This window comes from Flavobacterium sp. LC2016-23, from assembly GCF_009674775.1.
GTDB lineage: Bacteria > Bacteroidota > Bacteroidia > Flavobacteriales > Flavobacteriaceae > Flavobacterium.
Map to the genome: position 1 here is coordinate 118,780 of NZ_WKKE01000010.1, position 12,393 is coordinate 131,172.

Genomic DNA, 12,393 nt, shown 5'->3' on the forward strand with positions numbered 1-12,393 from the left:
TTTTTTTTTAAGTTGTACTTTCTACATAACTTTTAAAATTATCCAGGATTGCCTGCCAGCCGCCACGCTGCATTTCTTCCGGATTTTGTGTTTCGGGATCAAAACTTTCCTTTACTTCTACTCCGTTTGGAGTTGCCTCAAAAGTAATTTCAACCTTTCGCCCATCGCCCATGACATATTCTATGGCCTGATTTTGCTGCACTAAAGTATATTCACCTTCAAAATCAAAACTCATACTGCCATCTTTTGCCGCCATAGTCGATTTGAATTTCCCTCCTTCTTTCAGGTCATTTTCTGCGTAAGGGGTATGCCAGTCCGGTGAAGCGAAACTCCATTTTGTAATATGTTCCGGTAAGGTCCAGAACTCCCAGACTTTATCTATTGAAGCATTAATCGTGTTTTGTACTGTAATCATTGTCTGTTTATTAAAATTTGTATTTTTTTATACATTTCGGTTAAAACGCTCAACATACTCTTTGAAATTAGCAATCACTCCTTTTAAGAATTGCTCCTGCATGGCTTTCGGATTTTCTTTTTCAGGTTCAAATGTTTCTGCAATTTGCACAGTATTGCCATCCGTTTCAAAACGCACTGTTCCTATTCTGTTATCCAAAAGTTTATATTCAAGTAAGGCATGATTCTCCACTTTGGTATAGGTGCCTTCAAAATCAAAAACTACGCTCCCGTCTTTTGTGCCCATTGTGTATTTGAATTTTCCTCCTACTTTTAAATCATTTTCCGCATACGGATTATGCCAGTCTGACGAAGGTATATTCCAATTGACAATATGTTCCGGCAAAGTCCAGAAATCCCAAACTTTAGCAATGGATGCGTTAATCGTGTTTTTTACCGTTATCATCTTTTACTATTTTTAAAATGTATTATAGCTTTTCATTCACTCATCTCCGGGATTTGACTTTCATCCATAAAGAAAATCTCCCATTGATGTCCGTCGGTATCCAGAAAAGTGCGTTGATACATCCAGCCATAATCCTTTGTCTCTCTATATTCTGTTCCGCCGGCTTTAATGACTTTCCTGATCATTTCGTCGATTTTATCCCGACTTTCAAGTGAAATTGAAATTAGAACTTCGCTGGTCGTAGCCGTATTGCAAATTTCTTTATGCGTAAAGGTTTGGTAAAACTCCTCCACCAGAAGCATTACGTTTATATTTTCTTCAATAACCAGACAAGTCCCTTTCTCATTTGTGAATTTTGGATTGAATGAAAAACCCAACTGAGTAAAGAATGCTATCGATCGGTTTAAATCTTTTACAGGAAGATTTAAGAATATTTTTGTTTTCATCTCTATAAAATTACAAATTATTTAAAACAAATGTAAAATATTACAAAAAGCACAATGCTATATTAAAAGTCAACTTTAGGGTCATTTAAGACAAATTTTATATTTTTGTAAGCAAGTTAATTTTCCAAAAAAGAAAAACCATGATCAAAAAAACAGGTTTAATTGTGCCGCACGACTACAAATTATTAAGCATTGCAGCAATTTTAGAAGTTTTTGAAACGGCTAATAAATTGTACAAGGGAACTGAAAAAGCTTTTGACATTATGGTTTTTCAGTCTTCAGAACAGATCAGTGGGGAACAATTGTTTGGATATAAGGTGAATTCCATAGAAAACTGCAATCAGGATCTGGATTTGATTTTGATTCCGGCTTTTACCACAGACAATATGAGTGAAATGATTGCGAAGAACAAAAAATTCATTCCCTGGCTGCAAAAACAACATAAGGCCGGAGCTGAACTGGCGAGTTTTTGCACCGGCGCCTTTTTATTCGCGGCTTCGGGTTTATTAAATGAAAAACTGGCCACAACGCATGTCGATGCCTGCAGTGCTTTTACCAAAGCATTTCCGTTAGTAAAATTAAAATCTGAAGAAACTTTAACCGCAGATGGCAGTCTTTACACCAGTGGCGGCTCAACTTCCACCTTTCATTTACTGATTCTTCTGGTGCAGAAATATTGCGGAAATGAAATTGCCGTTCAGATTGCCAAAATCTTCTCTATTGATTTAAACCGTTACAAACAGAGTTATTTCAGCACTTTCAGACCCAATCATTTGCACAATGACAGTTTGGTAGCCATGTTACAGCACAAAATAGAAAATCAGTACAGTACCATAGAAAAATTAGAAGAAATCACCAAAGACATTCCAACCAGTAGCCGAAATATGACCAGACGTTTTAAACAGGTTACCGGAATTCCTCCAATCGAATATTTGCAAAATATCAGAGTCGAAAGTTCTAAAAAATACCTGGAACAAACCCAGCTTTCAATTTCTGAAATCATTGAAAAAACGGGCTATAATGATCCTAAAGCATTTCGAAAAGTATTCTATAAAATGGTTGGGATGAAACCTATTGAATATCGGGAAAAGTTTAGAGTACAATAAAAAAGTCCCAGTTTTCACTGAGACTTTTACTTAAATTTATTCATACTTACGAAGCGATTTCCATACTCTTCAATAAGTTTTACTTTCTTTTCTTTTTTATATACTTTATCAAATGATACACACATCCTAATAAATAGACTAATAATACTAGATAAAAATAATTTACCACATAAAAAGTATCTCCGATGCAAAAATCAAAATAATACTCCGAAAAGTAAAAAAACACAAATAATGAAAAACTGATTGTGGAGAATATTAAAAATTTACTTCTCATTTTCTCTTATTATTATATTGTTGTTAAAAAAAGCATTGAACATGTTAAAATGCCCAAATATTGAATCTTGAAAACTAATGTCCTCAATAATAACATTCAGCATTTCCTCTGGAAATTTACTATATAAAAGTTTATCCTCAACAATAGATTCTATATCTAAAATTAAGTCATTTATCTGTCTGATTTCGGTATTATTTTTTTGTAAATCAGATATTTGTTCTTTAGAAAACCAGAGATCAATAATGTTTTTTTGACAGCTAATTACATAATAGGGAATCAAAACACTTACATATAATGATATTGTATATAGTTCGTCATTTGATATTATTGTCAAATTGAATGTTAGACATCTATCATCCCACTCAAATAAGGAAAAATCCTCAAATCCTTTTAATGTATAATCCTCTTCAAATAAATGAACTATCGCGTTCCGAAGAATTTTGCTTTTTTCAGAATCAAATTCGACTATTAGATCTTTAAGTCTTTTATATTCTGCAGTTGCAAAATATTTATCTTTTTCTGTATAAGCACAAATGTTCTTAGGATAGAATAGATATACTAAATTTTTTAAAACTTTATCAATCATTTTTTTATCTACAGTCTCCACCAGTAATAATATTTGTTTTATAGTCAGTTACTCTGCCATTATTTGTTGCGTTAAAATTTACTCTAGCTCCATGAATGTATAGTGGATAATTATACTTTAATCTTTCCTCAAAATATAACCTAACAGTTAATTCTGATTCTCTTGTATGCCCATATCTATCAATAACATCTTGCATTGCTCTTTGAAGGGCTCTTGCAGATGTATTTGCAGCAATTCCAGGAGTTATATTTGTATTTCCAACTTGTACATTTAAAGGTGTACCGAATGCTATTGGTTGTGCAAACTCAATTACATGTAATATTTCAACACCTTTTTCATTTAGTAAAAATACTTTAAAATGCACATTTTTAACTAAAGCTTCTTGCCAATTGTTAGTAGTTTTAGTAAAATTAAAACTTTCACAGCTGGGTGGTAAATCATCTTTAACTTCCGGAGCACTTGGTGTCCCGGTCCCTGCTCCACTACCACCTCTGGGAGAACCAATATAACCGCCACTTCCTCCTCCTATACCACTTCCTCCTAAAGTCGGGGTAAATCTTATAACTCCTCCACATCCTGCGCATCCTCCACCACCGCTACCACCAGTAACGCTAACAGGATCAAGTTCCAATTGCCAATCTGCAGGAGCTTTACGAGTTAGATTATATTCCTTTGCTTTTTCGCCATCAGGGAAAATAATCGCAGATGAAATATTTTTAACTACTAAACCCTTTTCAAATTCTGCTCCTTTTACAAATCCTTCTCTTAAATTCCATGTAAGGATATAACCACTAAAAGAATCGAGATTTTGAAAATCTTGTTTTTTATTTTCAAAGAAGGAAACAGCTTCTTGTTTTGGAAATATTTCATGTACCACTGCATCATATCCACTATCAGAGGGATATAAATATAATATTTTTTTTCCTTTATAATCTGAATTTTCAGGATTATCCTTCATAGGTATAGCAATAGCCCCGGAAGCATTTTCTAATTTAACTGCATAAGCATTTTCCCAATTATATTCGATGTTTTTAAATGCCGCATGAAAATTTTCTTTTGTCTTGTAGTTATCAAACCATGTTTTGGCTGATAGTAAATTTGTATTTTCTGTTTTTGATAAATACTCATCATTTTGGCATCTGGAAAAAAATACAGAAACCAACAAAAGAGCACTTAAAATCGTAATTTTTTTAATTTTTTCTTTCATAATTTTATTTTTTTTTGAATGATTATTACTATAAAACAAACTTAATAAATAAATTCTTATAAAAAATATTTAATGTAGGAATTTATACTTATAAAGTATAAAAAAAAACCTGCTCAAACAAATGAACAGGTTTTTTAAAATAATTTGATTTAATTGAACTTACGAAGCAATTTCCATACGCTTCAGTAAATTTTTATTCAAAGTATGTTTTGCATAATCTTTATCAATTGTCAGTACTTTATCGTCTGAACTTGGCAATTCGTACATCGCATCTGTTAGGATGGCTTCACATAATGAACGTAATCCACGAGCTCCGAGTTTGTATTCCAAAGCTTTGTCTACGATAAAATCTAAAGCTTCATCCGAAATGCTGAATTCTACTTCATCCATCAAAAATAACTTCTGATATTGTTTGATTAAGGCATTTTTCGGCTGCGTTAAGATCGCACGCAAAGTTTCCCTGTCTAAAGGATCCATATGCGTAAGAACCGGCAAACGGCCAATAATCTCCGGAATCAATCCAAAATCTTTGATGTCTTTCGGGATGATGTATTGCAATAAATTGTCTTTGTCGATGTTATCTACATTTTTAGAAGTAGAATACCCCACTGCCTGACGGTTTAAACGTTTCGAAATAATACGTTCTACCCCATCAAAAGCACCTCCGGCAATAAACAAAATATTTTGCGTATTCACCTCAACAAATTTCTGGTCCGGGTGTTTACGTCCTCCTTTTGGCGGCACGTTTACCACTGTTCCTTCCAATAATTTCAACAAGGCCTGCTGTACCCCTTCTCCTGAAACGTCACGGGTAATGGATGGATTATCACTCTTACGGGCAATTTTATCTATTTCATCAATAAAAACGATTCCTCTTTCGGCTTTGGCTACATCGTAGTCGGCTGCCTGAAGCAAACGTGTCAAAATACTTTCAACGTCTTCTCCTACATATCCGGCTTCAGTTAAGACCGTTGCATCAACAATAGCCAAAGGAACATCTAACATTTTGGCGATCGTTTTTGCTACCAGTGTTTTTCCGGTTCCAGTCTGACCCACCATAATGATGTTGCTTTTCTCAATCTCTACTTCGTCGTCTAATTGCTGTTGCATTAAACGTTTGTAGTGATTGTAAACCGCCACTGACATTACTTTTTTAGTCTGATCCTGACCAATAACATACTGATCTAAGAAAGCTCTGATTTCTTTCGGTTTCTTTAAGATTAAATCCCCAACCAGTTTTGAGCTTCCACTTGATTTTAATTCTTCTAGTACAATTCCGTGTGCCTGTTCAATACATTTATCACAAATATGTGCATTGATACCTGCAATCAATAAATTGGTTTCTGGCTTTTTCCTTCCACAAAACGAACATTCTAATACTACTTTAGCCATTCTTTTTTAGTTACTAAGCTGCAAAGTTACTAAGTTTCTAAGATTTTTGATCAAAACCTTAAAAACTTAGCAACCTATTAACTTTTTATTTTTGTTTCAAGTTTAATTTGTTTCAGGTTTCAGGTTGCCGGAGCTAACCTGAAACCTGAAACTTTAAACAAAATTTTAGCTTCTTCTCAACACTTCGTCAATCATTCCGTATTCTTTAGCTTCGTCAGCTTTCATCCAGTAATCACGTTCGCTGTCTTTATGTACTTTATCGAAAGTCTGACCTGAATGTTGTGAAATGATGTTATACAATTCATCTTTCAGTTTCAGCATTTCACGTAAGTTGATTTCCATGTCAGTTGCAACTCCCTGAGCGCCTCCTGATGGCTGATGAATCATTACTCTTGAATGTGGTAAAGCGGAACGTTTTCCTGCAGCACCTGCACATAATAAAACGGCTCCCATAGAAGCTGCCATTCCTGTACAGATTGTCGCTACATCCGGTTTAATGTATTGCATCGTGTCATAAATTCCTAATCCTGCGTAAACACTTCCTCCCGGAGAGTTTAAATAAATCTGAATGTCTTTTGAAGCATCAGCACTTTCTAAGAAAAGTAATTGTGCCTGAACGATATTCGCGATCTGATCGTCGATACCTGTTCCTAAGAAGATAATTCTGTCCATCATTAATCTGGAAAACACGTCTAATTGAGAAATATTCAACTGGCGCTCTTCGATAATATATGGAGTCATATTGGTCGGGTTCATTGCAGCTACGATTTTGTCATAGTACATTGCGTTTACTCCCTGGTGCTTTGTAGCAAATTTTTTGAATTCTTTACCGTAGTTCATATTTTAAGTGTTCTAAGTTTTACGTTATATCTATTCATTCTCCATCAAAGGTTATACCTCTTTCTAAAGGATGTCAATTTGTCTTATTTCCAGCCCGGATAGCAGTGAAAAGCTTTTTGAAATGACAACTATTTTTTGTTGGTATAAAAAAGCGACCAGCGGAAGCTCTTTTTTTACCTTAACAAAAAAAGGCAGGCATGAAAAAACTTGTAACGAATAGCCGGATTAGCTCCTGAAAAGTAATCAAAAATAAATTAAAACAAAAGAGCGTCAGGAAAAAACTTCCCGACGCTCCAATATATTATTCTTTTTAGAAATTATTCTCCGTATGAAGCAGCAATAAATTCGTCATAAGTAACTTCTTTAGTTGTTGGATTTGCTTTTTCTTTAAAGACCTCTAACAATTTTTCAGCTACTACCTGCTCAGAAAGTCTTTTTACTTCTTCCTGGTTCGATAAAACTCTTGCTACAATTCCCTGTACTTCTTCGTCAGTTGGGTTTGTTTGTCCGAATTGTGCCATTTGTTGTCTGATCGCATTTGTTGTAAAAGCTTTCAAATCTTCAAATGTAATCTGGATATTGCTTTGAGCCATTGCTTTTCCTTCAATTAGCTGGAAACGCAATCCTCTTTCAGATCTTGCATATTCTACTTCAGCTTCTTCAGCAGAAAGTTTTTTCTCTCCAACAGTCTGCAACCATTTTTTAAGGAATTCAGCAGGTAAATCAAATTTAGTGCTTTCGATCAGGAAGTCCTGAACGTCCAATAATAATTTCTGATCTGCCTGTTGTGCGAACTGCGCTTCAGCATCTTCTTTAATTTTAGCTTTCAAATCTTCCAAAGAAGCTACTTTTCCTTCACCAAAAAGTTTATCGAATAACTCCTGGTTTAGTTCTGCCAGTTCAGCACCGTTGATTGCCTCAATAGTAAAATCTACTTCAATATCTAAACCGTGAACGTCATCATGACCTACTTTCAGGTAGTCCATTAATTGGTGATCGTCTTCGAATAAACCTTTAGTGCTTACTTTCACTACATCTCCCACTTTTTTTCCGATGAATTTATCACCTGCTTTTTTGTTGAATGCAGCTACAGAAATTGTAGTGGTATTGTTGATTCCTTTTTCTTCGTTTGAGAAAGTTCCTGTCAAATCAGAATCTGCAGCAACCACTTCTTGTGGAATTGGCTTTCCAAATTGTTTCTGGATACGCTCAACTTGTCCGTCGATTAATTTATCATCCGCCGTAACGATATATTTTACGATATCATTTTTAGCTTCTAAATTAATTTCGAAGTTTGGCACTAAACCAATTTCGTATTCGAAAGTTAGTTCTTCTGCATCCCAGTCAAAGTTTTCGTTTTCTTTTGCAAGAGGAGTTCCTAAAAGATTTAATCTTTCAGACTGAACAAAACGCTCCAGAGCCAAATCAACTACTTTTTTAACTTCTTCCTGCTTAATTGCTTTTCCGTATTGTTTTTCAACAAGGTCTTTAGGCACTTGTCCTTTTCTAAAACCTTTTACGGTAGCCAAAGGCATTTTTTCGTTTATTCTTTTTGCTACCTGACCTTTATAATCCATGTGAACAACTGTCATTACAATCGTTTCATTCACAGCGTCTGTTGCTATTCTTTTAATATCCATCTTCTTGTTTAATTTACATAATAAAATTGGGTTGCAAAATTATAAAATTTTTGCAACCCAGCCAAGTTTTTAATCCATTGTATTTTAAGGTGTTTTTCTTCCGTTTTCAATTTTGATTTATTTGTCGTCTCCTACTATTTTATAAGTAATAGACTGAAGTATAGACAATATAACACTAAATATTAATGCTGTCCAGAATGAATCAACCGCAAAACCTCCGACAATATTAGTACAAAGCATAATAATGACTGCATTAATTACCAATAAAAACAAACCCAAAGTAATAACTGTTACCGGCAATGTCAGGATGACTAATATGGGTTTTATAAAAATATTAAGCAACCCCAAAACCACTGCAACAATTACAGCTGTTCCGAAACTGGCCACGTGAACGCCTGACAATACATTAGCGATTAACAAAACCAGAGCAGCAGTAACAAGAAGTCTTAATAATAATTTCATATTTTTTGTGATTTAAAGTTTTAATAAAAGTAATGAATTTTACAATTATCAACTACTGCATTTTTATTTTTTGTCACAGATTATAAGGATTAGAAAGATTTTTCATAAAACATTCTAAGTATTAATCTGTCAGAATCTTTTAATCTGTGGCAAAAAACTAAATTAATTATTCTTTCAAAAATTCAGTAGTCAACTCAAAAAACATTTTAGGATTTTCGGCATGAAGCCAGTGTCCGGCATTTGGAATGGTTTCGAACTTGACCTTTGGAAAATGCTGACGTATCGCATCAAAATCGGTATCTAGAACATAACCGGAATTTCCACCGCGAATAAACAATGTTGGCTGATTAAAAACTAAATCATCTGCCAGAGGTTTTCCAATTGCGTCTAAGTTATTATTAAAGACAGCCAGATTAAATCGAAATGCTAATTGTCCCGGTTCCTTCCAGTATAAATTCTTCAGCAAAAACTGACGGGTTCCAAAATCAGGAACATATTGGGCCACAATTTCTTCCACATCACTACGGCTTGGTTTTACAGAAAAATCAACTGCATTAAGTCCTGCCAAGATATCCTGGTGGTGCTGTTTGTAAAACTTCGGACCAATATCGGCCACAATTAACTTATCTACGATTTCAGGATGTGTAGTGGCAAAAAGCATTGCTACTTTTCCCCCCATCGAATGTCCTAAAATATCTATTTTATTCAACTGATTGGCCTGACAATATTCGAACACATCCTGTACCATGGCTTCATAAGACCATTCATCCGAATGAAAACTACGCCCGTGATTTCGCAAATCTAAAATATGAACCTGAAATCCGGCCTCTACATATTGTCCCGCGAGGGTTTTCCAGTTGTCAGACATCCCCAGAAAACCGTGCATGATGATGAATGGCTTCCCTTCGCCTTCTATTTTTGAGTATAACATTTTATATTTTTTTTTATTGAAAAATTTATTCCGCAAAGACTCACAAAGGTTTTACGCAAAGAAGCACAAAATTTCTCTGAGAATCTCTGTGTTTTTTTTGTGTATCTCTGAGAAATAACTCTTTACAAATCTTACTTCAATTTATTCAAATACATGTTCACCACATTATCTAAACCCAGATAAAGCGCTTCCGCTATTAAGGCATGTCCAATAGACACCTCTAATAAGCCCGGAATATTTTGTTTGAAAAACTGAATATTATCCAGACTCAAATCATGACCTGCATTAATTCCGAGACCTAATTCGTTGGCTAATTCTGCTGCTTTCACATAAGGATCAATTCCGTTTTTATTTCCCAGATCATATTCATGAGCAAAAGCTTCGGTATACAATTCGATTCTTTCGGTGCCGGTTTTTTTTGCCCCTTCGATCATTTCTAAAACCGGGTCAACAAAAATCGAAGTTCTGATTCCGTTACGCTGAAATTCCTGGATAACTTCGCTTAGGTAAGATTGGTTTTTAATCGTATCCCAACCTGCAGAAGACGTAATAGCCCCTATTGCATCCGGTACCAATGTGACCTGAGTCGGTTTGCATTCTAAAACCAAATCGATAAAATTATGCTGAGGATTTCCTTCTATGTTGTATTCGGTATGCACGATGGCTTTTAAATCACGTGCATCCTGATAACGAATATGACGTTCGTCCGGACGTGGATGAATCGTGATTCCCTGACCTCCAAAATTCTGGATATCTGTTGCTACTTTTAATAAATCAGGAACATTTCCGCCACGCGCATTTCTCAGGGTTGCAATTTTATTGATATTTACACTTAATTTTGTCATATAAATAGATAATTAATTCTAGTAACATTATATTTGTTACCACAAAAATACAAAGTAAAACGTAGCAGTTTTTGCTATTTTTTGATTATTTTGCGTTAAATACCTACAACTGATTTATGACAGAAATTACCAACTATATCACAAACGATTTTCGAGCAATCGACAGCCAGGAAACGATAGCGTCGGTTCAGGACTTTTTTGCCGACGTAAATTTTTCACATTTTCCGGTTTTGGAAAACGGTATTTTTATTGGAAGCATCTCGGCTGATGATGTTGAAACTTTTGATACAGACAAGAAAGCTATCGATTACAAATACACCTTAGAACGTTTTTTTGCACGAAAATCTATGATCTGGCTGGATCTTTTAGAAGTTTTTGCTAAAAACCGTACCAATACTGTCCCTGTTCTGGACGAAAACAACAACTACATCGGCTATTATGAAATAGAAGATATTATGAAGTTTTTTAATGAAACTCCATTTTTAAAAGAACAAGGAGGTATTATTATTGTTCAAAAGGGGATTATAGATTATTCCATGAGTCAGATCACTCAGATTATAGAAAGCAATAATGGTAAAATTTTAGGCTGTTTTATCTCCGAAGCGGATAGGGAAAATGTTCAGATTACCATAAAAATCGGATTAGGCGCAATGAACGAGATTATTCAGACTTTCAGAAGATATAATTACGAAATTATTTCGGAACATCAGGAGGACACCTACATCAACAGCCTAAAAGAACGTTCTGATTATTTAGACAAATACCTTAATATATAAAATTAGAAAATTAGGTAATGAGTCCATTAAATAATTCCTAATGAACGACACATTATCCAATTATTCAACTGACTCATTCTCTAATTGCAAAAAATGAAAGTAGCCATTTACGGACAATATTATCAAAACAGTACCGAGCCTATCATAAAAGATATTTTCGCTTTTTTCCATTCGAATAATGTTGAAATGGTGATTGAGGAAAATTTTCTCAAGATGCTTTATGAAAAGCAGCTCGTTAATAATGACTATACCACTTTTTCACCGAGCACCTCCTTAGATGATAGCTTTGAAATGTTGATTAGTATTGGCGGTGACGGAACTATTTTGAGAGCAGCCACTCTGGTTCGCAATTCAGGCGTGCCTATTTTAGGGATTAATGCAGGAAGATTAGGTTTTCTGGCTACTGTACAAAAAGAAAATATTGATATTTTTTTACAATTTGTAATTGACAAAAATTACACCACATCAGAAAGAACTTTATTGAGTTTAACCTGCGAGCCGGAAAACGATGCCATTGCAGAAATGAATTTTGCGATGAATGAGGTAACCGTAAGCAGGAAAGACACTACATCTATGATTACCGTTGAAACGTATCTGAACAATGAATATTTAAATTCCTATTGGGCTGACGGATTAATTATATCAACACCAACAGGATCTACAGGATATTCCCTGAGCTGCGGAGGCCCATTGTTAACACCTGATGTAAAAAGTTTGGTGATTACCCCAATTGCCCCACATAATTTAACGGCAAGACCACTTGTTATTCCGGATGACACAGAAGTAAAACTTCGCGTTTCGGGAAGAGAAGACCAGTATCTGGTTTCATTGGACTCCAGAATTTCTTCTGTAAAAAATGAATCTATCCTGACGATTAAAAAAACGGATTTTAAAATAAAAATGGTTGAAATTCCTGGCGAAACCTTCCTGAAAACCTTAAGAAACAAATTGCTTTGGGGAGAAGATAAAAGAAATTAATCTTTTTTCTGATTCGCTGCTATACGATTATAGCACATTTTCCCGTTCTGC

General features: G+C 34.7%; 14 protein-coding genes. 3 read left to right on the forward strand and 11 right to left on the reverse strand.

Annotated elements, in window-relative coordinates:
- Nucleotides 1-7: 7 nt before the first annotated feature.
- The 3 genes from GJU43_RS10405 to GJU43_RS10415 are packed head-to-tail and all read right to left on the reverse strand — an operon-like array spanning nucleotide 8 to nucleotide 1,305.
- Nucleotides 8-415, reverse strand: coding sequence for an SRPBCC family protein (locus tag GJU43_RS10405; protein WP_154340698.1), 408 nt, complete (start codon nucleotides 413-415; stop codon nucleotides 8-10).
- A 27-nt stretch (nucleotides 416-442) separates the two neighbouring features.
- A complete protein-coding gene (locus GJU43_RS10410; RefSeq protein ID WP_154340699.1) occupies nucleotides 443-859 on the reverse strand; it encodes an SRPBCC domain-containing protein in 417 nt (138 codons plus the stop codon).
- A gap of 32 nt (nucleotides 860-891) precedes the next feature.
- On the reverse strand, nucleotides 892-1,305 hold the full coding sequence (locus tag GJU43_RS10415; RefSeq protein WP_154340700.1) for a VOC family protein: 414 nt from the start codon (nucleotides 1,303-1,305) through the stop codon (nucleotides 892-894).
- Between the two features lie 140 nt (nucleotides 1,306-1,445).
- Here GJU43_RS10415 and GJU43_RS10420 point away from each other — a divergent pair, with 140 nt between their 5' ends.
- Nucleotides 1,446-2,411 (forward strand): GlxA family transcriptional regulator, encoded by a 966-nt coding sequence (locus tag GJU43_RS10420; RefSeq protein WP_154340701.1) that lies wholly within the window; start codon nucleotides 1,446-1,448, stop codon nucleotides 2,409-2,411.
- A 263-nt stretch (nucleotides 2,412-2,674) separates the two neighbouring features.
- On the opposite strand, the gene GJU43_RS10425 is transcribed toward GJU43_RS10420, so the two are convergent.
- From GJU43_RS10425 to GJU43_RS10460, 8 genes are all read right to left on the reverse strand, one after another.
- Nucleotides 2,675-3,271, reverse strand: coding sequence for a hypothetical protein (locus tag GJU43_RS10425; RefSeq protein WP_154340702.1), 597 nt, complete (start codon nucleotides 3,269-3,271; stop codon nucleotides 2,675-2,677).
- Nucleotides 3,272-3,275: 4 nt separating this feature from the next.
- A complete protein-coding gene (locus GJU43_RS10430; RefSeq protein WP_154340703.1) occupies nucleotides 3,276-4,478 on the reverse strand; it encodes a hypothetical protein in 1,203 nt (400 codons plus the stop codon).
- A gap of 159 nt (nucleotides 4,479-4,637) precedes the next feature.
- A complete protein-coding gene (gene clpX, locus GJU43_RS10435) occupies nucleotides 4,638-5,870 on the reverse strand; it encodes an ATP-dependent Clp protease ATP-binding subunit ClpX (RefSeq protein WP_154340704.1) in 1,233 nt (410 codons plus the stop codon).
- Nucleotides 5,871-6,035: 165 nt separating this feature from the next.
- Nucleotides 6,036-6,710 carry an ATP-dependent Clp endopeptidase proteolytic subunit ClpP gene (gene clpP, locus GJU43_RS10440; RefSeq protein WP_072961284.1) on the reverse strand — a complete coding sequence of 225 codons (675 nt, stop codon included), beginning with the start codon at nucleotides 6,708-6,710 and terminating at the stop codon, nucleotides 6,036-6,038.
- 317 nt (nucleotides 6,711-7,027) lie between these two features.
- The gene (locus tag GJU43_RS10445; RefSeq protein WP_154340705.1) at nucleotides 7,028-8,350 is read right to left on the reverse strand and encodes a trigger factor; all 1,323 of its coding nucleotides are present in this window, start codon (nucleotides 8,348-8,350) and stop codon (nucleotides 7,028-7,030) included.
- 117 nt (nucleotides 8,351-8,467) lie between these two features.
- A complete protein-coding gene (locus GJU43_RS10450) occupies nucleotides 8,468-8,812 on the reverse strand; it encodes a phage holin family protein (RefSeq protein WP_154340706.1) in 345 nt (114 codons plus the stop codon).
- 166 nt (nucleotides 8,813-8,978) lie between these two features.
- Entirely contained in the window at nucleotides 8,979-9,743 is a 765-nt protein-coding gene (locus tag GJU43_RS10455; RefSeq protein ID WP_154340707.1) for an alpha/beta fold hydrolase, read from the reverse strand.
- Nucleotides 9,744-9,874: 131 nt separating this feature from the next.
- Nucleotides 9,875-10,588, reverse strand: a complete 714-nt coding sequence (locus tag GJU43_RS10460; RefSeq protein WP_154340708.1) for a pyridoxine 5'-phosphate synthase — start codon at nucleotides 10,586-10,588, stop codon at nucleotides 9,875-9,877.
- A 116-nt stretch (nucleotides 10,589-10,704) separates the two neighbouring features.
- Here GJU43_RS10460 and GJU43_RS10465 point away from each other — a divergent pair, with 116 nt between their 5' ends.
- Both GJU43_RS10465 and GJU43_RS10470 read left to right on the forward strand, forming a co-directional pair.
- Complete coding sequence (locus GJU43_RS10465) at nucleotides 10,705-11,364, forward strand: CBS domain-containing protein (RefSeq protein ID WP_154340709.1); 660 nt, start codon at nucleotides 10,705-10,707, stop codon at nucleotides 11,362-11,364.
- A 93-nt stretch (nucleotides 11,365-11,457) separates the two neighbouring features.
- The gene (locus tag GJU43_RS10470) at nucleotides 11,458-12,342 is read left to right on the forward strand and encodes an NAD kinase (RefSeq protein ID WP_154340710.1); all 885 of its coding nucleotides are present in this window, start codon (nucleotides 11,458-11,460) and stop codon (nucleotides 12,340-12,342) included.
- Nucleotides 12,343-12,393: the final 51 nt, after the last annotated feature.

Excerpts from the sequence above, each read along its gene's own strand:
- GJU43_RS10430 (WP_154340703.1), bottom strand. The coding sequence starts at position 4,478 with ATGAAAGAAAAAATTAAAAAAATTACGATTTTAAGTGCTCTTTTGTTG.
- clpP (WP_072961284.1), bottom strand. The coding sequence starts at position 6,710 with ATGAACTACGGTAAAGAATTCAAAAAATTTGCTACAAAGCACCAGGGA.
- GJU43_RS10415 (WP_154340700.1), bottom strand. The coding sequence starts at position 1,305 with ATGAAAACAAAAATATTCTTAAATCTTCCTGTAAAAGATTTAAACCGA.
- GJU43_RS10445 (WP_154340705.1), bottom strand. The coding sequence starts at position 8,350 with ATGGATATTAAAAGAATAGCAACAGACGCTGTGAATGAAACGATTGTA.
- GJU43_RS10465 (WP_154340709.1), top strand. The coding sequence starts at position 10,705 with ATGACAGAAATTACCAACTATATCACAAACGATTTTCGAGCAATCGAC.
- clpX (WP_154340704.1), bottom strand. The coding sequence starts at position 5,870 with ATGGCTAAAGTAGTATTAGAATGTTCGTTTTGTGGAAGGAAAAAGCCA.
- GJU43_RS10450 (WP_154340706.1), bottom strand. The coding sequence starts at position 8,812 with ATGAAATTATTATTAAGACTTCTTGTTACTGCTGCTCTGGTTTTGTTA.
- GJU43_RS10410 (WP_154340699.1), bottom strand. The coding sequence starts at position 859 with ATGATAACGGTAAAAAACACGATTAACGCATCCATTGCTAAAGTTTGG.
- GJU43_RS10460 (WP_154340708.1), bottom strand. The coding sequence starts at position 10,588 with ATGACAAAATTAAGTGTAAATATCAATAAAATTGCAACCCTGAGAAAT.
- GJU43_RS10455 (WP_154340707.1), bottom strand. The coding sequence starts at position 9,743 with ATGTTATACTCAAAAATAGAAGGCGAAGGGAAGCCATTCATCATCATG.
- GJU43_RS10405 (WP_154340698.1), bottom strand. The coding sequence starts at position 415 with ATGATTACAGTACAAAACACGATTAATGCTTCAATAGATAAAGTCTGG.
- GJU43_RS10470 (WP_154340710.1), top strand. The coding sequence starts at position 11,458 with ATGAAAGTAGCCATTTACGGACAATATTATCAAAACAGTACCGAGCCT.
- GJU43_RS10425 (WP_154340702.1), bottom strand. The coding sequence starts at position 3,271 with ATGATTGATAAAGTTTTAAAAAATTTAGTATATCTATTCTATCCTAAG.
- GJU43_RS10420 (WP_154340701.1), top strand. The coding sequence starts at position 1,446 with ATGATCAAAAAAACAGGTTTAATTGTGCCGCACGACTACAAATTATTA.